The sequence below is a fragment of the Natrinema versiforme JCM 10478 genome, from assembly GCF_000337195.1.
GTDB lineage: Archaea > Halobacteriota > Halobacteria > Halobacteriales > Natrialbaceae > Natrinema > Natrinema versiforme.
Window position 1 is genome coordinate 53,113 of record NZ_AOID01000015.1, and the last position, 23,223, is coordinate 76,335.

Here is a 23,223-nt window from a genome sequence, read left to right on the forward strand (position 1 = left end):
TGTTAGGGCTGATTGGTCCACATCTCGCCCTCGCGGACCTCCATCTCTTCCTCGAAGGGCATGTCGACGACCTTGTTCCCCTTGCGGTCCCACCCCTTCACGCGGTGTTCTTTGACCGTGTAGGTCTCGATGAGGCGGGTGGTCGCGCCGAACAGTTGGAGGATACCGAGGACGTGGTGGCTCGGATTTCGGACGCGGTCCTGGACGATCTTGATCGATTCCTCGAAGGTGCTGCCGGGCCAGTCGTTGCGCTTCTCGTCGGTGTTCGGCGTGAACATCTGGGTGAGGAACTCCGGCGGCACGTGGTACGGCGGCATGTAGAACACCTGCGGCCGGGTCCCGAACTGCGGGTACAGCGGCAGCGCGATCTTCTCGTCGCTCTTGGCGAGGTAGTTCACCGGACTCCGGCCGGCCGCCGCATCGGTGTTGCCGTTGGGGTGGCCGGCGTCGGGCCCGCGGTTGATGTTGCCGTGCAGGCGCGTCTTCCCGATACACGAGGAGACACACCGCGGAACGTTGCCCTCCTCGATGCGCGGGAAGCAGCCGACCGGCTTCTCCGAGACGCCCGTCTCGGGGTTGTACATCGGCTTGTGGTACGGACAGGACTTCACGCACTTGCGGTAGCCCCGGCAGCGCTCCTGATCGAGCAGGACGATGCCGTCCTCCTCGCGCTTGTAGATCGCCTTCCGCGGGCAGGCCGCGAGGCAGGCGGGGTTCTTGCAGTGGTTACAGAGCCGCGGCAGGTAGAACTGCCACATGTCGTGGTACTCGTCTTCCTCGAGGTCGCTCTCGACGACGTCACCGGTGGGGTACTCGCCGTGGACCTGGTCGTCGCCCAGCGCGGGGTACTCCCACTCCTCTTTCTGGGCGACGTAGCCCTTGGCGGCCTCGCCCTCCTCGGCGGCCTCGAAGATCGTCTCGTCCTTACCCAGATCGTCGAGCAATCGCATGTCCCAGCCCATCGGGTAGCCGCCGTAGGGCTCGGTCTCGACGTTCATCCACCACATGTACTCCTCGCCTTCCCCGCTCGTCCACGTGGACTTGCAGGCAAACGAGCAGGTGTTGCAGTTGATACACCGGTTGATGTTGATGATCATCCCCCAGTGCCAGTCGCGTTCCTCCTCGCGGTGTTCGTACGGGTAGCTGTGCTCGCGCCCGAGTTGTGGATTGTAGGTTTCCGGCATCAGCTGTCACCTCCCTGCAACGAACCGCCGATATAGTCCTGCACCAACTCGTCTTTCCGTGCGTCGCCCGGCCACCAGTCCGCCTCCTCGTACTTCTCGACTTCCACGAGGTCGTCCCGGTTCGTGCCGGTCGGTGCCCAGACGGTCTCCTCGTAGCCGTGCTCGAGTTCGGCCCCCTTCCACGCGATGTCGTCCTCGACGTGTTCGGAGATGTTCGGATCGCCGAAGACGGCCTTGTGGACGAGGTCGTCGGTCTCTTGGGCCGGATCGAGCCAGATGTTCGTCGTGACGTTGTACCCCTTGATCCCGTCCTCTTGCTCCTCGTCGTCCGGGAATTGCTGGGGCCACCAGCCGTGCCAGAGGGTCAGTTGGCCCATGTCACCGGCCGAGCGCGGCCGCTGGCGTTCGCTGACCATCACGCGGACGACGAGGTCCCCGCGCTTGCCGCTGATCCGGACGTAGTCGCCGTTCTCGACGTCGATGTTCGCGGCGTCTTCGGGGTGCATCTCGACGAATGCCTCGCCCAACGGCGGGGTTTCCTCCGTCTCGCCCTCCCCTTGCGGGAACGAGAAGTCGTCCACCAGCCGCTCGGTCCCCTCTGGGTCGGCGTTGGTCGAGCCGAAGTCCCGCGCCGACCAGATCAGGTTCCAGTCAGTCATCCCCCACGAGGAGTGGGTCCGGTACTTCGGGTGGGGCGTGTTGTAGTAGAACTGGTACTCCTCGTCGTGGTACAGCGGGTTCTCCTCGTCTTTCGCGTCCTCCCACTTCTGGTTCACCCCGTATGGGGTCCCCTCGGGGCTCTCGATGTGGTCCAGATCCGCTCTGCCGAGCTCGAGGAAGCGGTCTTCCTCCTTGTGGAACTCCATGCGGCCGGTCTTGGTGTAGAACGGCCGGTCCTCGTTGATCTGGGAGTAGAAGGGGATTCTCGGGTACGTCTTTAGCTGCAGCCGCTCGGGGCCGTCCTCGATGTCCTCGACGTCGATGTCGCGGGTCGTCATCCCCGCGTCCAGGGTCTGCTGGATGTAGTCGCGGACATCCTTGTCGTCGTCGAGGAACTTGTCGAAGTACGACCGGTAGGAATCGACGTTGCGCTCTTCGGGCGGGATCTTCTCGTCTAACTTCTCGGCGACGAGCGCGACGGCCTCGCCGTCCTGTTTCGTGTCGTACAGCGAGTCCATGACCCCGTGGTCCATGTGGATGAAGGGGTTCTCCGGCCCGACCGTGATGTCGGGGTAGTCACACTCGAGCCAGGAGGGAACCGGGAGCACGATGTCCGCGTGGCGCGCGGAGTAGGTCATGTGCATGTCCGAGACGATCGAGAGCTCGTTGCTCGTGTCCGGATGTTTGACGAAGTTCTCGATGACGTGCTCCTGATGTTTGGTCTGGTTCAGGAGGTTGCAGTTCATCGTCCACAGGATCGTCGGCTTCGACATCGTGTACGACTCCGCGTTCGTCGGCATCACCGGCTCCTCGGCGTCGCCCTGTGGAACCAGATCGAGTTCGCGGTCGAAGTCCCCGCGGATCTCGTGGGCATCGAGTTGCTCGCCGCCGAAGAAGGCGAACGCGTAGCCGGGATACATCCCGTGGGCGGCGTTCCCGTCGGGGTTGACGTACTCGGGGTAGCCGTCGAGCATCTCGATCTTGTACTGGCCGGAGTAGTTGTAGTAGCCGGCCCCCCGCTCGCCGATGTTACCGAGCATCGACTGGACGAAGAAGATCGTCCGCTGGAGCGAGTCGTTCGAGTGGAACCAGTGGTTGATCCCCTCGCCGGTGAACCACTGGCCCTTCTCGGCGTCGGCGAACTCCCGGGCGGTCGTCCGGAGCGCATCGGCCGGGATCGTCGTGATATCCTCGACCGTCTCCGGATCGTAGTTGTCCATGATGTTCGCCTTCTGCCGGGTGAAGTCCGTGTGGACGCCGACCGACTCGCCGTCGGCCAGATCGATTTCGGTATCGACCTCGAGTTGGGGGGTTGTCGGCGTCTCGTCGCCGACCTCCTCGCGGGTGACCGGGACGGGGTCGCCGTTCTCGTCGAGGGCGACGAAATCGCCCCAGTCGTTTTCCTCGTGGCGCTGCTCGCTGTCCTCGGCCGGCGGCTCGTGGTCCGCGAACACCTCGTGTGCGCGGAGGTACTTGCCGTCGTCCTGCCGAATCAACAGCGGCAGCGTCGTGAACTTCCGCATGAACTCGGCGTCGTACAGTTCCTCGTCGATGATGACGTTGGCCACCCCCAGCGCGAACGCGGGGTCGCTGCCCGGCCGGACGGGAAGCCAGCGGTCGCACTTCTGGACCGTCGGCGAGTAGTCCGGGTAGACGCCGACCATCTTCCCGCCGCGCTCGCGGGTCTCCTGCAGGAAGTGGTTGTCCGCGAGCTTGTTGTGGATCAGGTTCTTCCCCTGAATGATAGTGTAGTCGGCGGCCCGCCAGGCCGACGCGTCGGCGTCGCTCGTCTGGTAGCCCGTCGTGATGACGTGGCCCGGTGGCAGGTCGGCGTACCAGTCGTACTCGGTCCACTCACAGCCGCCGAAAATGGAGGCCAGCCGTCGCCCGGCCCCGTGGCGGGTGATCAGCCCGTCCGACTTGATCGCGTTGAAGATGTGGAACCGCTTTTCGTCCTCGAGGCTCGCCATCTTCTCGGCGATCAGGTCGATGGCCTCGTCCCACGAGACGCGCTCGAACTCGTCTTCGCCGCGGCCCTCGGGATTGGGGTCGTCAGGACTCCATCCCTTGCGGACCATGGGATACTTGATGCGACTCGGCTCGAACGTGCGGCGGTGGAGGGTCAGCCCCTTCATGCAACCGCGCGGGTTCCAGTGGCGGCTGACGCCCGCCTCCTCGTACCCGCCGGGACTTCCCGGTCCGGGGCTGCCCTCCTCCTCGTGGTAGATCTGTTCGGCCCGAATCGGGACCCCGTTTTTCATGTAGAAGTTCAGCGCACACGACTGCGTACAGTTGGGGTGACAGACCGTCCAGTCGACCCTGTCGTACGAGTAGATGTCGTGATAGACCTGCTCCCAGTCCCGGTTGGGATAGGACTTGAGCGGGTTGTCGACCTGCGTGATCGTGTCGACCGATTGCGTCGCTCCCCACGCGGAGCCGAGCAGGGCACCGACCGACCCCGTCCCGGCCGCCGCCAGGAAATCGCGTCGCGAGAGACTCATCACCGACCACCTCGTGTGGCGGAGCGTTTCAGTAGCATACACGACGACGTTTTCACTCTATTCTTTAACCGAACCCGCACGTTCCCACGCGTTGGGGACGCTACCGCCGAAATCCACTGAATGATGGGTCTTTAAATCCGGGCAGGTATATTCGAATCAGAAGGCTGATTGCGATCCCGGTGAACCGACGGCCGCCGAAAACAGTCGTCTCAGAACAGTTCGACGCGAATCCCGTCGGCGGCGAGGTCGTCGGTGAACGCCGCCGCGTCGGTCTCGATCGGGTCGAACGTGTCGTAGTGTTCGGGCAAGACGAGGTCGGGATCGACGCTGCGCGCGAAGGCCGCGGCCTCGCGGCGATCCATCGTGAAGTGGCCGCCGATCGGCGGGACGAAGACGTCGGCGCTGATCGACTCGTGGTGCGGGAGGAAGTCCGTATCCGACGGGAAGAAGACCGTCGTCCCCTCGAGCGCGAGCAGGAGGCCGGTCACTTCACCCTCGGCGTGGAACGGCTCCCCGTCCTCGTCGAGGTGGTCCCCCTCGGGGTCGTTATAGGCCGGCACCGTCCGCACGTCGATCCCCGCGACGGTCGTCTCGCCGTCGAGGGGCAGGTCGATGACCTCGAACGAGAGATCGCTGGTGTCGACCCCCTCGTAGGCCGCGACGGTGGCGTCGGCTTCCGCGACGGCCTCGAGCGCATCCGGATCGTAGTGGTCCATATCGTCGTGCGTGACGAACACCACGTCGCCGTCGCCCGGTTCGTCCGCGAGCACCTCGCCCCACGGATCGACGTAGACGACGAGTCCGTCGTCGGTCTCGAGGCGGACGCTCGCGTGGCCGAGTCGGTCGAATGTCAGGGTCTCGTAGTCGACGCTGTCGGCGGACATGATCGCTCGAATGTACGGGCCGGGTCGGCTTATAAGTCGGCCGTCGGACTCCGAGATCGGCACTGCGCCGGTCGCGTCGCTCGTCGCGGGCCGTCCTTCGTCGGCGCGGCTCGAGCCGGATGCGATCGCGCAAGCGTGGGGTTAGTCGCTCTCGAACGCGTCGGCCAGATCGCCGGCCACGTCCGCGATCGCTTCGCGGGCGCGGTCGACATCACGAAGCGTCATGAAGCCGTGGGGCATGTCGTCGTAGTTCTCGTAGCGCGTCGGGACGCCGTCGCCGACCAACTGTTCGGCGTAGGCCTTGCCGCCGTCACGGAGCGGATCGAAGCCGGCGGTGACGACCGTCGCCGGAGCGACGCCGGAAACGTCACCGGCGTTCGTCGGATCGGCGTAGGGGTTGCGCTTGTGGATCTCGCTCTCGTAGTAGCACTCCTGGAACCACTCCATATCGGCCTCCGAGAGGACGATGCCGGCGTGCTCCCGGACGGAGGGCTGATCCTGTTCGACGCCGACGCTCGGATAGCAGAGCGCCTGATACTCGATCGCGGGGCCGTCGCGCTCGGCGGCCATGAGCGCGGCGACGGCGGCGAGCGTCCCACCGGCGGAATCGCCCGCGACTGCAATCCTGCCGTCCCCGGCGACCGCTTCTGGATGTGCGGCCACCCACTCGACGGCGGCGTAAGCGTCCTCGACCGCCGCGGGGAATGGGTGCTCGGGGGCGAGTCGGTAGTCGACGGAGAGCACGGCACAGCCGCTCTCTCGAGTGAGATGCCGACAGAGCCAGTCGTGGGTCTCGATGCTCCCCAGTACGTACCCACCTCCGTGGAAGAAGACGACCGTGGGGTACGGCCCGCTCGAGTCAGGGAGATAGAGGCGGGCCTCGAGGTCGCCCGCGGGACCGGGGATCGTTCGATCGACGGTCCGCCCGACGGCCGGCCCGTTTCGGTTCCGGAGCCGCATCAACGGTCCGCTGAGGAGCCGAAGGAGTTTCAGCCCGTAGCGGTTGTGTGGCATCGGGATCCGCCCCTGGCGCTCGAGTGCCGCTTTCGCCTGCGGATCGATCCTGTCAGCGCTCATGTCAAGACGGTTTGACGAACCGGACAAAGCATTTCCGGTCCATGAGTATCAATCGTCGGATGTCGTGTAGTTGACAAGTGGTACGATTTTCCGCGAGAATGGAGATCGCCTTGAGCGGGTCGTCTCGAGGCAATGACTCGAGAGTGGGGCCGGGCGCGATTTGAACACACGGTCGATCGCTTCCTCGCTCACTCCGTTCGCGAGACTGCGCTCTCCCTGCGTTCAAATCCCGCCGGTTCAGCGACCTGCTGCTCACGAATTTGTTCGCAGCAGAGTAGCGGGCCGGGCGCGATTTGAACACGCGACCGTCTGATTAAGAGTCAGACGCTCTGCCGGACTGAGCTACCGGCCCTGTACCTCCGACTTTCCCTCGGTCGTTCAAATACGTTTCCCTTGGCGGGCACCGTGGCAGTGGTCCACGAGGGCGTCACTGCCCTCGAGCCGTCCGGTTCGAAGTTTCACGGCATAGGACGCTTCGGGAGCGTTAAGTGCGACGGGTCCGACCACTCGGGCATATGAGCACGGGGGTTACGATTTCGTCGATTTCTGACTACGCTATCTTGGGCTGTGGGAGCGTGGGGTACGCGGTCGCGGAGGAACTCGTCGAACAGGGCAAGGACGTGTCCATCATCGACCGAGACGAGAGCCGCGTCGAATCCCTCCGGGATCAGGACCTCGACGCCCAGACCGCCGACATTCGCGAGTCCGAGATCGCCGAGTTGGTGGCCGACCGCGACGTCGTCCTCATCCTCGCTTCGGACGTCGAATCGAACAAGCGCGCCGTCGAGCACATCCGCAACAACGGCGACACGCAGTTCATCGTCGCCCGTGCGAGCGATCCCGTCTCCGGCGACGAACTCTCCGACCTCGGGGCCGACATCGTCATCAACCCGTCCTCGGTCATCGCCGAATCGGCGCTCCGCGCCCTCGAGTCCGGCGAACTCGAGTACAACGCGGGCAAACTCGCGGAGTTAGTCGAGGAGACCTCGACCCGGCTGGCGATCATCACGCAGGACAGCCCGGACCCGGACTCGATCGCCAGCGCGGCGGCGCTACAGGCGATCGCCGAGCACCTCGGCGTCGAATCCGATATCATCTACCTCGGCGATGTCGGTCATCAGGAAAACCGCGCGTTCGTCAACCTGCTGGGTATCGACCTCGTCCAGTGGGACGAGATCGAGGACCACTCGGTCTACGACACCGTCGCCTTGGTCGATCACGCCACCTCGAGCGAGATGGAGCTCCCGGTCGACATCGTCATCGATCACAACGAGACGGAGTCGGAGTTCGAACCCGAATTCGTCGACATTCGGCCGAACATGTCCTCGACGTCGACGATCATGACGAAGTACATCCAGGAGTTCGACATGAACGTCTCCGAGGAGGTCGCGACGGCCTTGCTCTACGGCATCCGCGCGGAGACCCTGGATTTCAAACGCGACACCACCCCCGCCGATCTCACTGCGGCCGCCTATCTTTACCCCTTCGCGAACCACGATACCTTAGAGCAGGTGGAGTCGCCGTCGATGTCCCCCGAGACGCTGGACGTGCTCGCAGAGGCGATCACGAACCGCGACGTACAGGGCAGCCATCTCGTCTCGAACGCCGGCTTCGTCCGCGACCGCGAGGCGCTGACCCAGGCCGCCAGCCACCTGCTGAACCTCGAGGGGGTCACGACGACCGCGGTCTTCGGCATCGCCGACGAGACGATCTTCCTCGCGGGGCGCTCGAAGGACATTCGCATCAACATCGGCAAGGTCCTCGCCGACGCCTACGGCGAGATCGGCGAGACGGCCGGCCACTCGACCCAAGCCAGCGCGGAGATCCCGCTGGGCATCTTTACCGGGATCGAAATCTCCGAGGACACGCGGGACACCCTCCTCGACCTGACCGAAGAAGCGGTCAAGCGAACCTTATTCGACGCGATGGGCGTCGAAGGGGGCAGCAGCGAAGGCTCGAACGGAAGCTGAGAACCGAATGAAAACGCGAGTCGAGAGTCGGCTCAGGCCAGCAGTTCGTCTTCTTCCTCGTCGGGGTCGCGAACGCGCTCGACCACGTCGTTGATCAGGATCACGTCGCCGACGGCGCGGACCCAGCGGTAGGGGACGATGATGCCCTGTCCGCTGCGGGCTTCGTCGGCGAATAGTTCGCCGTTCAGGTTCGCGAGCGCCAGTCCGGTGACGGCTTCACCGTCGACGTTCAGCCGGAGATCCTCCACTTCGCCGACGAAGACGCCGTTGTTCGAGTAGACCTCGCGACCGACGAGAGACGTGATTTCTTGGGGAATGTCGTCCATGTCTGGGCTCATGCGTGGCGGACTCTTAACTTTTGGTCAGACACGACAGTCACCGGAGCGAACGTGCGGCAGAGATGGACAACTCGAGCGGGAACGAAGCCGACACGAGCACTCGGTTAGTCCCTCCCCAGAATCGAATCGACGGCCGCGTGATCCGACAACAGCCGCTCCATCCGGTCGACGGTGTCGGCATCTCGCGTCCGGCCGCTGCGAACGACGTCTTCCGCGCGCTCGACCGTCGTGAGCGTATCCGTCTGAACCGAGAGGATCGGGACGCCCCGCTCGCTGGCCTGTCCCACGATCGCGCCCGAGGGCCGGTGGCCGCCGGTGAGGATGAGACAGCGAACGCCGGGGGCCTCGAGCGCGGCCGTGTGGATCTCGGCCCGGTCGCCGCCAGTGATGACGGCGGCGTCTTTCGTCCGGCGGAAGTGCCGCAGGGCGCTGTCGGGCCCCATCGCGCCGACGGTAAAGCGCTCGACGTAGGCGTCTCGACCTTCTTCGGCGAGCATCGACGCGCCGAGTTCGTCCGCGAGTTCGGCGACCGTCACGCCCGACAGTTCCCGTTCGCTCGGGAGCACGCCGTAGACCGGAATTCCTCGGCCCTCGAGGAACGGGACGACATCGGTCTCGAGTTGGTCGTAGGCCGCGTCGGGTACGTCGTTGAAGACGACGCCGTCGAGCCGGTCGCCGAACGTCTGGACGGCGGCGAGCACGTCGTCGACGTCTGCGGGGATCTCGTAGGGCGCGACCAGCAGGACGCGAGCGTCGAGCAAGTCGGCGATGTCGGCGTCGGTGAGATCGACGATCCCGCCGACGTCGTACCGGCCGCCGCCCTCGACGAACAGCCGGTCGCAGTCGGCCGCGAGCGTGTCGAACGCCTCCGTGACGCGCTCGCGGAGTTCGGCGGGGTCCTCGCGGCCGCGGATCGCCTGCTCGACGAACGTCGGCGAGTAGACGACGGGCTCTAAGTCGTGCATCTCGGCCTCGAGATCCAGCAAGCCGCGGGCGAGCAGCGGGTCCTCGTCCAAGGTCTTCCCGACGTTGCTCTGCAGTCGGGTCCCCTTCGGTTTCATGTAGCCGACGCGCTCGCCATCGGCGGCCGCGAGCCGGGCGAGTGCGAGCGTGATCGCCGTCTTGCCGGTGCTCTCCTCGAGCGAACTGACGAGCAGGGTGTCGGTATCGCCGCCGTCAGCGGCGGTCGCGTCCGCGCCGCGTTCGCTGTCGGTGGTCTCGGTGCTGGTCTCGCTGGCGGTTTCGTGGTCGGTGGCCGCGGGTTCTGAATCTGGGTCGGTGTCAGTCATAGTTCCTCCGTGTCGAGTTCGTCCGCGTCGACGGTGAGTCGCAGGTCGATCGCCTGTACGCCATCGGGACCCGCCACGAGCGGGTTGATATCGAGTTCGAGGATCGACGGGAAGTCGGTCACCAGTTGGGAAAGCCGCTGGATCGTCTCGACGACGTCGTCGACGTCCGCGGGTTCGCGGCCGCGAGCGCCGCGCAACAGCGGCGCGGCCGTGATCTCGTCGACCATCTCGTGGGCCTCGCCCTCGTCGATCGGCGCGACGCGAACGGACGTGTCCTCGAGGATTTCGACGAAGATGCCGCCGAGTCCGTACAACAGTAGCGGGCCGAACTGCGGGTCGCGGTTCATCCCGACGATGGTCTCCGTCGAGGACTCGAGGTCGAGCATCTCCTGAATCTGGACGCCGGTGATCGTCGCGTCGGGCTGGTAGTTGCGCGCTCGAGCGACGACGTCCTCGTAGGCGTCGTAGACGTCCTCGTCTGCCACGCCGACCTTGACGCCGCCGATGTCCGACTTGTGGGAAATATCGGGACTGACGATCTTCATGACGACGTCGCCCGCGATCGACGCGGCGACCTCGCGGGCGCGGTCGGGATCGTCGACGATCTCGCCGTCCGGCGTCGGAATCCCGTAGGCCTCGAGCAGGTCCATCGACTCGACGCCGAGGCGGTTGTCCGTTCGGCGTTTGGTTCGCGCCAAGATCTCGCGTGCCCGTTCGCGGTCGACGTCGAAGGTTTCGGGGCGCTTAACCGTCCGATCCCGGATATCTCGGTAGCGAGCGAGCGCGTCGAGTCCCGACACCGCACGCGAGGGATCGAAGTAGTTCGGAACCCCGGACTCGCGCAGTGTCTTCTCGGCGTTGCGGGCCCGCTCACCGCCCATCAGACAGGTGACGACCGGCGTGTCGTGTGCCTCGAGTCTCTCGATAACCGTCTCGGCGAGGTCGTCGTAGGACAACACCGCGGTCGGCGCGGCGACGACGACCGCGCTGCCGACGTTCGGGTCCGCGAGCGCGATCTCGAGGGCCTCGCCGAAGCGCTCCACGTCGGCGTCACCGATCGCGTCGATCGGGTTGTAGACGTTGGCCTCGTCGGGCATCGCCTCGCCGAGCCGGTCGATCGTCTCGTCGGCGAAGTCGGCCATCTCGAGGGTCGAGTCGCCGACGGCGTCGGTGGTGAGCACGCCGGGGCCGCCCGCGTTTGTCACGACGGCGACGCCGTCGGATTCGGGCTCCGGAAGCCCCGAGAGCGCCCGCGCGTAGTCGAACAGTTCCTGTACCGAGCGGGCCCGGAGGACCCCTGCCTGCTCGAGGCCAGCTTCGTAGGCCCGCTCGCTGCCGGCGATCGCGCCGGTGTGAGAAGAGGCCGCCTGCGCGCCGGCGTCGGTGCGGCCGGACTTGACGAGCACGATCGGGGTATCGTCGGTCACCTCGCGGGCGGCGTCGATAAAGCCCCGTCCGTCGTCGATGTCCTCCAGGTAGCCGATGATGACGTCGGTCTCGGGGTCATCGCCCCACTCGCGGACGAAGTCCGTCTCGTCGAGGACCGTCTTGTTCCCCAGCGAGACCACGTCCCGAAAGCCGATTCCCTGCTCGTTGGCCCAATCGAGCACGGCGGTGATGAACGCCCCCGACTGGCTCATGAAGGAGATCGAGCCCTCGAGGGCGTCTTCGGGGCCGAACGTGGCGTTCATCCCCGTGGACGTGGCCATGATCCCCAGACTGTTGGGACCGACGACGTTGAGGTCGTACTCGGCGGCGATCTCGCGAAGCTGTCGTTCGCGCTGTGCGCCCTCGCCGCCGGTTTCGGCGAAGCCGGCCGTGATGACGACGACGTTTTCGGTGCCGGCCGCGGCGAGATTGCGCATCGATTCGATCACGATATCTGGCGGGACGACGACCACCGCCAGATCGATCGGCGGCGCGCTCGTCGCGTCCTCGTAACACTCGAGCCCGAGGACCGCCTCGCGCGAGGGGTTGATCGGTACGACCTCGCCGGCGAACCCGTCGCGCAGGTTCTCGAGGATCGCGCGACCGACCGCGCCCTCGCGGTCGGTCGCGCCGACCACGGCGACGGTCTCGGGATCGAAGAGTGCGGATAACCGTCCCATCGCCCGGAGGTTGGCCGAGTAGCGTGTTAAGCGTGTGGCGTGTTCCAGCCCGCGGGGAGTCGCGGGACCGTTCAAGTATCGGTCCGATTCGCGCCACGGCGGCGGGGTCAGACCGCGGGCGAAGCGCAGCCGTCCGAGGCCACCGTGCTCGAGGTCCGATCGGCCGTCGCTGTCGATACCGTTATGACGGTGTCATGTCAACCGAGCGGTGTCCCCATGAACCGCCCGCTTCCCCGTACGATCGCCGCCGTTACCGCAGTGCTGGGCGTGGTCAGTCTACTGACCGCGGCGCTGTATTTCACGACGATTCCCGAAAACCCGCCCGGTGACGGGTTTGCGGCCGGTCTCACCGGTCTCTTCGTGATTCTGTGTCTCGTCATCGGCGTGCTCACGCTCGCGGAGGCGGGACTCCTGGTTCTCCTCGCGCAGTTTCGGGACCCGACCGAACGGACACGACAGTTACTCTCGATCGGAGCCGCTGCCGGCAGCTGCTCCGTCGTCTTGCTCGTCGTTCCGATGCTGATCGCACAGGTCGTCGGCGGGCTTCCGCCCGCAGTTCTCACGTCGGGTTCGGGTATCGGACTCCTGCTCGTTCCGGTCGGTATCGGGTGCTCCGGAATCGGTGCGGTCCTCCACCTCGTCGACGAATTTCGTACTGAAAACCGCGCCTGACGGCGCTTAGTGCGTCGAAATCGCGGCCGTCGACCGACTCGAGGCCAGCACCGCGAGCAGGTAGCAGGCGATCGCGACGACGACGATCGAGCCGCCGGTCGGCAGCCCCTGCGAGATCGAGAAAACGAAGCCCCCGATGACCGAGACCTGTCCGAAGAGAATCGAGAGGTACAGCGTCTCGCGGAAGCTGTGGGCGACCTGCGTGGCGGCCGCGACGGGAACGACGAGCATCGCGGCGACGAGAATGACGCCGAGGATCTGCATCGCGCCGACGACGACGACCGCCGTCATCACGATCAGCAGGGTGTTGTACCACGTGACGTTGAGCCGCGCGACGCGGGCGGCCTGCTCGTCGAAGGTGATGAACAGAAGTTGTTTGTAGGTCGCGACGGTGACGAGGACGACGACGACGCTGATGACGGCCATCAGCCGGGCACCCGACGGGGTGACCACGGAGATGCTGCCGAAGATGTAGTCCTCGATGTTGATTCCCGTCATCCCGTCACCGTAGCTGATGACGAGCGTCCCGACGGCGAAACTGCCGGTCAGCATGATCGCGATCGGCACGTCGCCGTAGGTGTCGGTCCGCTCGGCGAGCCACTGGACGCCCAGCGCACCGAGGATGCCGACGACCAGGGCGACGAGCATCAGCGAGCCGTTCCAGCCGGTCACCGAACTCACGAGGAGGCCGACCGCGACCCCGGCAAAGGCCGTGTGCGCCAGCGTCTCGCCGATCAGGGCCATCTCGCGGTGGACGAGGTAGGTGCCGACCAGCGGCGCGACGACGCCGATCAGGATCCCCGTCGCGATCGATCGCCACATGAACGGATGGGAGAAGACGCTCGTCCCGAGGTAGTAGTCCGCGATCCGACCCGCGATCCGAGCCTGATCGTAGATGCCGCCGACGACGGGATACGCCCGCAGGGCATCGATCGTAAGTAGGGCGATCATCGCGACCGAGAGGACGGCGGTCAGCCCGACCCCGACCTGCTCGAGCCGTCGACGAAGTGGGAGAGATCCGGTCCGGCTCATCAGTGGTGGTGATGGACGACCTGGCCCGTCGCGCCGTAGGCCTCGGTCAGCGCGTCGCTTTCGACGAACGATTCGGTGTCCCCGTGGTGGTAGAGTTCCGTGTTGATACAGGCGATCCGGTTCGCCCGGTCCGTGACGACGCCGATGTCGTGCTCGATCAGGATGATCGTGATCTCCCGCTCGTTGAGCGACTCGAGCAACTGGTAGAACGCGTCACGGGATTCGGCGTCGACGCCGACGGTGGGCTCGTCGAGCGCCAGCAGATCGGCCTCGGAGGCTAGCGCGCGTGCGATGTACGCTCGCTGGCGCTGGCCGCCCGAGAGCTGGTTGACTTGCCGGTCGGCCAGTTCGGTGATGCCGACCGTCTCGAGGGCGTCGTCGACGGTCGCGTGATCGTCGTCGGTCAGGCGTCCGTGGCCCGCGTGGGCGAACCGACCCATGGTGACGGCCTCGCGGACCGTGACGGGCATCGACCCGCCGCCGCTGGTCGCCTGCTGTGAGACGTAGCCGATCCGTTCGCCGTCGTCGAACTGGTCGACGGGCTCGCCGAAGAGGTCGATCGAGCCGCTGTCGGGGCGGTGAAGGCCGAGCATGAGATGCAAGAGGGTCGTCTTGCCCGAGCCGTTGGGTCCGACTAACCCCAGAAAATCCCCCTGCTCGACCGTCAGCGAGACGTCTCGGACCGCCGGCTGCTCGCCGTAGGCGAACGTTACGTTCTCGAGATCGACGATGGTCACTGTGCGTCTAATACCTCTCTGAGCGCCGGGAGGTTTATTTCTTCCATTTGCTCCCGGTAGCCCCAGCCGTCGTCTCGCCACGTCGCGAGGGTCCCCGAGAGGTGGGTGATCGGCATGGTGTCGGTGGCGTTGCTCCCCTCGAGGATGTTTTCGACCAGCTGGTAGGAGCCGTCGGGCGCGATGAAGGGATTGTAGAGGATCGTGTCGATCCCTTCCGCGTCGACGAGGTCGATCGTCTCGGCGATCTGCTCGCTGGTGATCTGCTCTTGGGGTGAGACCCCGGCCGGCGTGTGCAGTTCGAACCCGTATCGCTCCTGCAGATAGGTGAACGAATCGTGACCGGCGAAGACGGCGACCTGCCGGTCTGCCCCGTCGATCACGTCCTGAAACTGCTGGTCGAGAGAGTCGAGGTCCGACGTGTACGCGTCGGCGTTTTCCTCGTAGGTCTCGGCGTTGTCCGGGTCGGCGTCGGCGAGCCCCGAGGCGATGGTGTCGACGATATCCTGTGCGATGACGGGATCGAGCCAGACGTGGGGGTCGACCGACGACTGATCGTGGGTGTGCCCGTCGTGGCCGCTCTCGTTCCCGTCTTCGCCATCGTGACCGTGGCCGTCGTCCCCGTCGTGGCCGCTCTCGTTCCCGTCTTCGCCATCGTGACCGTGGCCGTCGTCCCCGTCGTGGCCCCCCGCATCGACCTCGTGACCCCAGCCGAGCAACTGATCGTCTAGCCCCTCGAGCCCGTTGATGACGGTCACGGTGTCGTAGTCGGCCTCGAGCGTCGCCGCGATATCTTGTGCCCACGAGAACTCGGGGGTATCGAGATAGACGAAGGCACCGGCGTCGGCGATCTCCCGGGTGAGGTCGCCGCTTGGCGACCAGCCGTGGCCGGCCTGTCCGGCCCCGACGGGGTCCTCGAACGCAATCGCGTCCCCGCTCACCGTTTCGGCCCAGTCCCACAGGGTGAAGAAGGCGGCGTAACCGGCGTCGAGTTCCTGATCGGCCGGATCGATATCGTCGAGACAGCCGGCGACGGTGCCGGCCGCGGCCGCGCCGGCACCCGTCTTCAGCAGTGACCGTCGTGTCAGATCCATACTCGAGACTTGGCCTACCGGAGTATAAGAGTTATTATCGAAGAGGGTATTATTGTTAACTCTCGAGTCGAGAAGCCAGGTCTGTTAACAAAAACTGGCGATATAGCGATTCGAGTTATTATCACCGTCGACGGGAGCGTCGCGGTCGGAATCCGACTGCGCGTGTCACACACGGCGACCCGTGTTCTACTCGAGCGAGACCGAAACCTGAATCCCGTCGAGTCGCCGGTAGGCGGGCTTGCGACCGGGGTCGGCGTCGCGAACGATTTCGAAGGCGTCGAACCGGATCACGAGCCGTCCGGGATCGATCGTCGCCCGGAGGACGGGGCCGCGGCTGGTCACCACGACGTACGGCGGCCCCGGGACGGGATCGGCCTGCAAGTCGTAGCCCGTCGCAGCGACGACATCGGCGAGCACGCCGGGAAGCACTTGGAGGATTCCCCCCTCCTCGAGGGCGCGATGGAGTCCGTCGGCGACCGCGTCGCCGTCGGTGGTTCGCGAGGTATCCCACGGGTCGGCGATCGCGTCGGCACAGGCGTCGATCGCGTCGACGACCGACACGTGTTCCGACTGGATTCGACGCCGGGCGGCCCGGACTGGATGGGACACGGTACTCGGTGGGACGGGAACTCACTAAGGTGTCCCGACTCGGAGGCCGTTATCGCGGTGCGGTGGCGCTACTCGTCGCGGTTCTCGACGACGCCGACGTTTACCGTCCGAACCCGAGCCAGCGCGCCGCGCAATCGCCGCTGCCACGACGATCCCTGCTGGCTCGCGAGGTCGCGTCGAAGCTGCTCGTTTTCGTCCTCGAGCGCCCGGTTTTCCGCCTCGAGCGTCTCGAGGCGCGCCTCGAGATCGTCGACGCGGTCCTCGAGCCGGTAGCGACGCGTGCGCTGGGCTTCGCGGTCGTTCTGTAGCTGATCGCGCTCGCGCCGGAGTCGCTCGAGTCGGGCCTCGAGTCGCTCGCGGTCGCGACGGGCCGAGTCGACGAACGGGCCGCGGTCCGCGTCCTCCGGGACCCCCTCGAGTCCACCCTCCGCCTCGTCGGATTCGATCTCGATGTGTCCCGAGTGGGTCGCGTTGACGATCGCGCCGACGAGCAAGATTAGGCCGCCGAAGTAGAGCCACGTCAGCAAGAGGAGGATCGCGCCGATCGGCCCCGCGGAGTCGGAACTGCTCGAGAGGGCGACGTAGACCTGAAACAGCGACTGAAGGAGCGCCCAGCCGACGGCGGCGACGACGACGCCCGGCAGCACCTGTCGGACGGTGAGGTCGGCGTCGGGAAAGCGGTAGTACATCGGCAGGAAGGCGAGCGTCAGCCCGACGACGAGCAACACCGGGTTCAACAGCCCGAGGAAGGGAATCGTCGGGAAGACGGCGAAGACGATGGTCGTCAGCGCCGCGGCGACCAGCGCGATCCCGATCGCACCGAAGACGACGGCCCCGTCCTGGAGCTGGTCGACTAGCGAGTTCTCGTCGGTCGTGGCGTAGATCTCCGAGAAGGCGGTATCGAGCCCCCGGAAGATCTTCAGCGACCCCCACAGGAGCGCGACGATCCCGATGATCGAGGTGCCGACGCTGCCGGTGTCGCCCTCGATCCCCTGCTCGAGCATCACCTGGCCGCTCTCGGGGAGGAACCCTTCGGTCGTCGACGAGACCTGCTGGGCCAGCGCCTCGTCGCCGACGAACGAGATGAGAAAGAAGACGAGGACGAGCAGCGGTATCAGCGAGATAAAGGCCTGATACGCGATACTCGCCGCCATGAACGTCGCGTTCTTCTCGCTGATCCCTGTGACGACCGACTTCGCGAACGGGACCGCGCCGCGGACGTTGATACCCATACCCTAGGTCCGTCAGAAGCCGGGATAGCGGTCCGGCTTGCAACCACACGGTCTTCGGTGGCGTCGCCGTCGTAGCCCGCGTCGGGTGGTCTACTCCTGCTCGAGCAGCGAGGAGACATCCGCTCGAGTCGGCAGGGCCGTCATCGCACCCGGGGCGGTGGTCGTCGTCGCCGCGACCGCGTTCGCGAAGGCGAGCGTTTCCCGAAGATCGTGCCCTTCTCGCAGGGCGGTGATCGCGCCGGCCACGAACGCGTCGCCGGCCCCCGTCGTATCGACCGCGTCGACCGCGAAGCCGGCGTGGTCGACCGCGGCTGCGGGCCACGGCGCGTCCGCATCCGCGACCGCGACCGCACCGTCGCCGCCCCGCGTCACGAAGGCGGTATGAACCGGCCCGCGCTCGACTGCCGCGCGTGCGGTCGCCGTCGGCGACTCGCCCGCAAAGCCGAGCGCCGCGAGTTCCTCGACCGTCGCGAAACAGACGCCGGCGTGATCGAGCGCCTCGGTTACCACGTCCGCGAACGCGTTGGTATCCGTCCACAGCTCCGGCCGCAGGTTCGGATCGAACGAGACCGTACACCCCGCGTCGGCGGCGCGCTCGAGCAGGCCCATCGTCGCGGGCCGGGACGACCCGCTGGCCAGCGCCACCCCGCCGGCGTGGACCCACTCGCAGTCGGCCAGCGTCTCGTCGCCGATTCGGCCGGGCTCGAGGCGCGTGTCCGCGGTCCCGTCCCGGTAGAAGGTGAACTCCCGGTCGCCGGTCTCATCGTGCGTGACGAACGCGAGCGTCGTTTTCGCGTCCGCGTCGCGTTCGACGAACCGGGTCGGCAGGTCGTGGTCGGCGAGGGTCCGCTCGAGGTATCGACCGAACGGATCGTCGCCGACGCGGGTCCAGAACAGCGGCGGGTTCTCGAGTCGGGCGAGCGCGACGGCGACGTTGGCCGGCGCACCGCCGGGGCGGCGCTCGAATCCAGCGACGTCCTCGAGCGGCCCCGGCCGCTCAGGAATGCAATCGATGAGCGTTTCGCCGGCGACGAGCACCTCGCGGGCCATGCTCGGTCGTGAGCCGGCGACGAGGGTAGTTTTGTCGACTGGCAAACGATAATACGGGTTTCGTGCCGCGGATTACTCTCGGCAAGGACGGGTCTCGCCGCGGTTCGCCAGTAGAGAAAGAACGACGGAGAGCTGATCGGGAGCGATCGGCCGGCCTACAGAATGATGCTCTTCTCGCGCATCATCGCGTGGATCGAGGCGTCGAGGCCCTCGCGGCCGATACCCGAGTCCTTGTTGCCGCCGAACGGAACGTCGCCCAGCCCGTGGCTCGGCGCGCCATTGATCCGGACTGCGCCGGCGTCGACGCGTTCTGCCATCCGCATCGCGCGCTTGTAGTCGCTGGTAAAGACCGCGGCGTCGAGCGCGAGATCCGAACTGTTGGCGATCTCGAGGGCTTCGTCCTCGTCCTCGAAAGTGGTGATGGCGGCGATGGGGCCGAACTGCTCCTCGTCGACGATGCGGGCGTCGTGGGGGACGTTCGCGAGCAGCGTCGGCTCGAAGAACTGGTCGGCGAGGTCGTCCGGCACGCCCTCGGGCGCGCGTCGCTCGCCCCCGCGGACGATCTCCGCGCCTTTCTCGACGGCGTCCTCGACGAGTTCGGCAACCCAGTCGGCCTGCTCCTCGCTGATGAGCGGGCCGAAGGCGGTGTCCTCGTCGAAGAGGTCGCCGGCCTGCCACGCGTCCATCTGGCCGTCGATCAGCTCGACGAGGTCGTCGTGGACGGACTCGTGAGCGAGGACCCGCGAGATGGCCGAGCAGCGCTGGCCGGCGTACTTGAACGATCCCTTCGCGCAGTTGCTCGCGACGTCGGTGAGGTCGGCGTCGTCGAAGACGATCGCGGGGGCGTTCCCGCCCAGCTCCATGTGCAGGTTGACCATGCCGCTCTCGCGGGCGACATGTTTGCCCGCGCCCGAGGAGCCGGTCATCGCGATCGCGTTGATGCGGTCGTCGCCGGACATGAGGTCGCCGATCTCGCTCGCCTCGCCGGGGACGAAGTTGAACGCGCCGTCGGGAATCCCGTCGACATCGGCGATGACGTCGGCGAGGATCGCCGCCGAAATGGGCGTCTTGCTCGCGGGCTTGAGCAGGACGCTGTTGCCGGCCGCGAGCGCGGGTGCGACCTGCAGGGCCGTCGTGGCGAGCGGGTAGTTGTACGGCGTGATACACAGCACCGCGCCGATCGGCTCGTGTTTGACGATCGCCTGCCAGCCCTCGTGGCCCGCCGTCGAGCCCTCGCGGTACTCGCCCTTGCTGACGATGTTGCGCGCTTCCTCGGCCGCGCGGTCGAAACGCTCGGCCGCCTGTCCGACCTCGCCGCGGGCCGACGAAATCGGTTTGCCCGCCTCGCGGACGATGACCTCGGCGAGTTCCTCCTCGCGCTCGCGCAGTCCGTCGGCGATCGTCTCACACCACTCGGCGCGTTCGACGACCGTCGTCTCGCGCAGTTCCGGTTTGATCTCGTGGGCAGCGGCCAGTGCAGCTCGAGCCTCCGTCGGGCCCGCGGCGGCCACCCGCGCGAAGGTCTCTCCCTCGGCGAGATCCGAAACCGACAGTTCGTCGTCGGTCTCGATCCACTCGCCGTCGACGTAGATCCGCTCTCGCCGCTGTGCGATTCTCGTTGCCATATCTGCCCTTTGGACCCCCTCACTGAAAATGTTTACTCAGCAGCGAAAAAACAAAGAGTATATTGACGGTGTCGTTCGGCAACACATTCACGGGCCCTGACACCCAAATGTAGTGCCCGACCAGAAAACGATTCTTTAGGTATACCAAAGAAATGTTTTCCCAAGGATAATCTTTAAGTGGTGCGCGCGTGTATGATGAAATAGGATGAGCACCCAAAAGACAGTCCGCCAGTCGGCTGACAGTGTCGAGGAGAACGCGCTTCGCCTCGAGCAAGACAAGGCCGAGCAGATCGTCGACGCACTGAACACGGAGCTCGCCAACTCCTATGTCCTCTACCACCAGCTGAAGAAACACCACTGGGTGGTCGAAGGGGCCGAGTTCCTGCCGCTCCACGAGTTCCTCGAGGAAGCGTACGAACACGTCGAGGAAGGGGCAGACGTCATCGCCGAGCGCGCACAGGCGCTCGGCGGCGTCCCCGTCTCCGGCCCGTCGAACCAAGAGGAGCGTGCCACCGTCGAGTTCGAGGGCGAAGACGTCTACGACGTCCGCACGATGTTCGAACACGACCTCGAGATGTACGGCGACATTATCGAGTCGATGCGCGGCAGCATCGAACTCGCCGAGAATCTCGGCGACCCCGCGACCGCCGAGATCCTGCGCGAGATCCTCGTCACACTCGAGGAAGACGGCCACCACTTCGAACACTACCTCGAGGACGACACGCTGGTCCTCGAAGAAGCGACGCACTGAGATCGAGACGCACGGAACCGCGTCGGCGAGCGTCGGACCGTCGAATCAGTTTTTTGCGGCTGAGAAGAACAGCGAGACGTTCGCAGTCGGGACTGGGTCGGGAGTAATCGACTCGAGTAACGGCGCGTTCAGGGCTCGAGATCGACGGTCAGGTCCGTCGCGATCCAGCCGTCGTTGTTGTCTCGTTCGGTAAAGACGATCTTTCCGGGGCGGGTCTCGTGACTGGTCACGACCGCCGCCGACTCCTCGAGTTCCTCGGTGGGTTCCGGGTCCTGCCTGCGGGCGGGTACGTCCATCAGGTTGAGTTAGGTGAGCCTAAATCTAAAAAGGTTTTGGTTGGCCTAAGACCGTGGACCGAGTCAACCCTCGCAACCGCTGTCGCTGCTGTGATCGGTTCATTGGCTACGAATTGGGTTCAGAGACGTTGCGGCACCGTCTCTCTCCTCGTTCTCGCTCGAGCGATCCGAGGTATCCGTGCGAGAGATGGCCACGCGAAATGGCATCTTTTTTCGGGACGGAGCGAAAGGATCGGTGTATGAGCTCACACGAGAACCGGTCACAGGGGACAATGGGGCGACACGGTCGGGATCTGATCGCTTCCCTGTTCGACATCGAGCTGGAACACGTCGAGTCGCTGAGCTGGCCGCTCGGCGATCGCGTCACCACCGGTGCGGAGGCAACGCAGCTCTTTCGGTTCGCTCATCAACGGTCCACTCGAACGGTAACCGCGTTCGAGGTAACCGACTACACCTGCGTCCTCCGGCTTCGGACGCCGGTCGGCCGCGAGAAGTTCTACGGGATCGCAAACGCCGACATCGCGCCTCGACCGGTACGAGACGACTGGATTCGGACGGACTGAGCCGCCTGAATCGCACCGGATTCGAGAGACCCCAATCGACGATCAGTTTCATTGCTCTCGATCCGTCAGTCTCGCGTATGGAGTACGACGTCGTTCAGGGCGACATCGCCGCACAGTCCGCCGACGCGCTCGTCAACGCGGCCGGCACGAGCCTCCGGATGGGGTCCGGCGTCGCCGGCGCGCTCCGCCGCGGCGCGGGCGAGGCAATCAACCAGGATGCGATGGAAAAGGGACCGATCGACCTCGGCGCAGTCGCGGTCACTGACGCCTACGATCTCGACGCCGAGTACGTCATCCACGCCGCAGCGATGCCCCATTACGGCGATAGGCAGGCGACTGCCGAGAGCATCCGAAACGCCACGCGTAACAGCCTCGAGCGGGCCGACGACCTGGGCTGTCGGTCGCTCGTGATCCCGGCGCTTGGCTGTGGCGTCGCCGGGTTCGACCTCGCGACGGGTGTGGAGATTATCGGCGAGGAGATCGCGTTCTACGAGCCGGACACGCTCGAAGACGTGCGGCTCATCGCCTACAGCGACGCGGAGTACGACACGATTCGGGCAGCGACCGGGGAACCCGAGCACTCGAACTAATCGAAGCAAGCGAGTCGGATCGGTGACTCGAGGCCCCGGTTCCGAGCCGGCCGCTCGACGACCGATGTCGGCGGGGTGGTGTGGTGGTTTCGTCCCCATCGCCGAGCGACCGGCCGATCGGCGGGGCTCGAGCCCGAGCCCGACTCAGTCGTCGCGCTGTCCCAGCCCGAACGGCACGGAACAGCCGCAGGGACTGGCCGAGGCCGTCACGGGGCCGGTCGCGGTGACGAACCCGACCGGCTCGCCACAGCGCGGGCAGTCGGGCAGCGGTGACGAGTCGTCGCCGTCGTCGTCACACTCGTCGGACTCGCTACGCATACCGTCTCCCCCGCGAGAGTAATCGGCGCTGCAACGCTGTCGCTAGTCGTGTCGGGCGATTCTGCCGCCGTGCGGGATGTTTATATCCCGGAAGAATCAACGCAAACATGGCTTCAATCCGCTCGGATGGAAGCCACGTCTCGGGTGTTCCTGCACCCGGGGCATTTCGAGACAGCCCCCTGTTTCCGGAGCGCGGCTTCCAGTATACTGGTTGACCTGTTGTGCCCTATATCTACTGCTAGCTGGCTGAAAAAGAGTTCGTCAGCTGTGAATCGAGCGCTCTCGCTTTCCCGCTCGAGATCGAATTCGAGAGGCCCTCGATAGAGACCCCCGCTCTCAGGCCAGCGAGAGCCCGCGAATGTCGACGGTGTCGCCGTCCGCGACGTGGCCGATGACCTGCCCGTCGGTTTCGGCCACGAGACGCTCGGCCTGCTCCTCGGGCAGCGCGACGACGAATCCAGTCCCCATGTTGAAGGTGCGGTGCATCTCTTCGTCGGTCACGCTCCCCTCCTGCTGGACGAACTCGAAGATCGGCTGGGCCGGGAGCGGGTCTTCGATCACGTACTCGCGGTCGCCCATCCGCAGCAGGTTCGTCCAGCCCCCGCCGGTGACGTGGGCCGCCGCGCGGACCTCGTGGTCGCGCATC

Annotated in this window: 22 protein-coding genes and 1 tRNA gene; 5 read left to right on the forward strand and 18 right to left on the reverse strand. The window is 65.8% G+C overall.

What is annotated here, in order from left to right:
• Window positions 1-2 precede the first annotated feature (2 nt).
• The 5 genes from C489_RS04560 to C489_RS04580 all read right to left on the reverse strand — a co-directional run bounded on the left by C489_RS04560 (window position 3) and on the right by C489_RS04580 (window position 6,658).
• Complete coding sequence (locus tag C489_RS04560) at window positions 3-1,184, reverse strand: 4Fe-4S dicluster domain-containing protein (RefSeq protein ID WP_006429982.1); 1,182 nt, start codon at window positions 1,182-1,184, stop codon at window positions 3-5.
• Window positions 1,184-4,345 (reverse strand): molybdopterin-containing oxidoreductase family protein, encoded by a 3,162-nt coding sequence (locus C489_RS04565; RefSeq protein WP_006429983.1) that lies wholly within the window; start codon window positions 4,343-4,345, stop codon window positions 1,184-1,186. The genes C489_RS04560 and C489_RS04565 overlap by 1 nt, the downstream gene beginning before the upstream one ends.
• 209 nt (window positions 4,346-4,554) lie before the next feature.
• Entirely contained in the window at window positions 4,555-5,229 is a 675-nt protein-coding gene (locus tag C489_RS04570) for an MBL fold metallo-hydrolase (RefSeq protein WP_006429985.1), read from the reverse strand.
• A gap of 141 nt (window positions 5,230-5,370) precedes the next feature.
• Window positions 5,371-6,306, reverse strand: a complete 936-nt coding sequence (locus C489_RS04575) for an alpha/beta hydrolase (RefSeq protein ID WP_006429987.1) — start codon at window positions 6,304-6,306, stop codon at window positions 5,371-5,373.
• Between the two features lie 278 nt (window positions 6,307-6,584).
• Window positions 6,585-6,658 (reverse strand) — tRNA-Lys (locus C489_RS04580).
• A gap of 163 nt (window positions 6,659-6,821) precedes the next feature.
• Between C489_RS04580 and C489_RS04585 the strand changes: the two genes are divergently transcribed.
• Window positions 6,822-8,276: a DHH family phosphoesterase gene (locus tag C489_RS04585; protein WP_006429989.1), complete on the forward strand. Its 1,455-nt coding sequence runs from the start codon at window positions 6,822-6,824 to the stop codon at window positions 8,274-8,276.
• A gap of 32 nt (window positions 8,277-8,308) precedes the next feature.
• Here C489_RS04585 and C489_RS04590 read toward each other — a convergent pair whose 3' ends face one another.
• The 3 genes from C489_RS04590 to C489_RS04600 form a co-directional block, all read right to left on the reverse strand.
• Window positions 8,309-8,602: a PRC-barrel domain-containing protein gene (locus C489_RS04590; RefSeq protein WP_006429990.1), complete on the reverse strand. Its 294-nt coding sequence runs from the start codon at window positions 8,600-8,602 to the stop codon at window positions 8,309-8,311.
• Window positions 8,603-8,718: 116 nt separating this feature from the next.
• Window positions 8,719-9,903 (reverse strand): phosphotransacetylase family protein, encoded by a 1,185-nt coding sequence (locus C489_RS04595; RefSeq protein WP_006429991.1) that lies wholly within the window; start codon window positions 9,901-9,903, stop codon window positions 8,719-8,721.
• Complete coding sequence (locus C489_RS04600) at window positions 9,900-12,011, reverse strand: acetate--CoA ligase family protein (protein WP_006429992.1); 2,112 nt, start codon at window positions 12,009-12,011, stop codon at window positions 9,900-9,902. Before C489_RS04600 ends, C489_RS04595 begins: the two co-directional genes overlap by 4 nt.
• Before the next feature lie 216 nt (window positions 12,012-12,227).
• On the opposite strand from C489_RS04600, the gene C489_RS04605 reads away from it, so the two are divergent.
• On the forward strand, window positions 12,228-12,683 hold the full coding sequence (locus C489_RS04605; RefSeq protein WP_049890611.1) for a hypothetical protein: 456 nt from the start codon (window positions 12,228-12,230) through the stop codon (window positions 12,681-12,683).
• A gap of 6 nt (window positions 12,684-12,689) precedes the next feature.
• On the opposite strand, the gene C489_RS04610 is transcribed toward C489_RS04605, so the two are convergent.
• From C489_RS04610 to C489_RS04640, 7 genes are all read right to left on the reverse strand, one after another.
• Entirely contained in the window at window positions 12,690-13,715 is a 1,026-nt protein-coding gene (locus C489_RS04610) for a metal ABC transporter permease (protein ID WP_006429994.1), read from the reverse strand.
• Window positions 13,715-14,452 carry a metal ABC transporter ATP-binding protein gene (locus C489_RS04615; RefSeq protein ID WP_006429995.1) on the reverse strand — a complete coding sequence of 246 codons (738 nt, stop codon included), beginning with the start codon at window positions 14,450-14,452 and terminating at the stop codon, window positions 13,715-13,717. The genes C489_RS04610 and C489_RS04615 overlap by 1 nt, the downstream gene beginning before the upstream one ends.
• Complete coding sequence (locus tag C489_RS04620; RefSeq protein ID WP_006429996.1) at window positions 14,449-15,543, reverse strand: metal ABC transporter substrate-binding protein; 1,095 nt, start codon at window positions 15,541-15,543, stop codon at window positions 14,449-14,451. The genes C489_RS04615 and C489_RS04620 overlap by 4 nt, the downstream gene beginning before the upstream one ends.
• A gap of 186 nt (window positions 15,544-15,729) precedes the next feature.
• Window positions 15,730-16,152 carry a hypothetical protein gene (locus C489_RS04625; protein ID WP_049890607.1) on the reverse strand — a complete coding sequence of 141 codons (423 nt, stop codon included), beginning with the start codon at window positions 16,150-16,152 and terminating at the stop codon, window positions 15,730-15,732.
• A gap of 68 nt (window positions 16,153-16,220) precedes the next feature.
• Entirely contained in the window at window positions 16,221-17,384 is a 1,164-nt protein-coding gene (locus tag C489_RS04630; protein ID WP_006429998.1) for a YhjD/YihY/BrkB family envelope integrity protein, read from the reverse strand.
• 90 nt (window positions 17,385-17,474) lie between these two features.
• Window positions 17,475-18,434, reverse strand: coding sequence for a carbohydrate kinase family protein (locus C489_RS04635; protein ID WP_006429999.1), 960 nt, complete (start codon window positions 18,432-18,434; stop codon window positions 17,475-17,477).
• Between the two features lie 155 nt (window positions 18,435-18,589).
• Complete coding sequence (locus C489_RS04640) at window positions 18,590-20,059, reverse strand: aldehyde dehydrogenase family protein (protein ID WP_006430000.1); 1,470 nt, start codon at window positions 20,057-20,059, stop codon at window positions 18,590-18,592.
• Between the two features lie 205 nt (window positions 20,060-20,264).
• Between C489_RS04640 and dpsA the strand changes: the two genes are divergently transcribed.
• A complete protein-coding gene (gene dpsA / locus C489_RS04645) occupies window positions 20,265-20,810 on the forward strand; it encodes a DNA starvation/stationary phase protection protein DpsA (protein WP_006430001.1) in 546 nt (181 codons plus the stop codon).
• Window positions 20,811-20,938: 128 nt separating this feature from the next.
• On the opposite strand, the gene C489_RS22095 is transcribed toward dpsA, so the two are convergent.
• A complete protein-coding gene (locus C489_RS22095) occupies window positions 20,939-21,106 on the reverse strand; it encodes a hypothetical protein (RefSeq protein ID WP_006430002.1) in 168 nt (55 codons plus the stop codon).
• 239 nt (window positions 21,107-21,345) lie between these two features.
• Between C489_RS22095 and C489_RS04650 the strand changes: the two genes are divergently transcribed.
• Complete coding sequence (locus tag C489_RS04650) at window positions 21,346-21,669, forward strand: hypothetical protein (protein ID WP_049890609.1); 324 nt, start codon at window positions 21,346-21,348, stop codon at window positions 21,667-21,669.
• A gap of 77 nt (window positions 21,670-21,746) precedes the next feature.
• On the forward strand, window positions 21,747-22,259 hold the full coding sequence (locus C489_RS04655) for a macro domain-containing protein (protein ID WP_006430004.1): 513 nt from the start codon (window positions 21,747-21,749) through the stop codon (window positions 22,257-22,259).
• A 144-nt stretch (window positions 22,260-22,403) separates the two neighbouring features.
• On the opposite strand, the gene C489_RS22100 is transcribed toward C489_RS04655, so the two are convergent.
• Together C489_RS22100 and C489_RS04660 are read right to left on the reverse strand one after the other, a co-directional pair.
• Window positions 22,404-22,577 (reverse strand): hypothetical protein, encoded by a 174-nt coding sequence (locus C489_RS22100; RefSeq protein WP_006430005.1) that lies wholly within the window; start codon window positions 22,575-22,577, stop codon window positions 22,404-22,406.
• 336 nt (window positions 22,578-22,913) lie between these two features.
• Window positions 22,914-23,223 (reverse strand): AIR synthase-related protein (locus C489_RS04660; protein WP_006430006.1); only part of this gene is annotated, 310 nt, incomplete at its 5' end.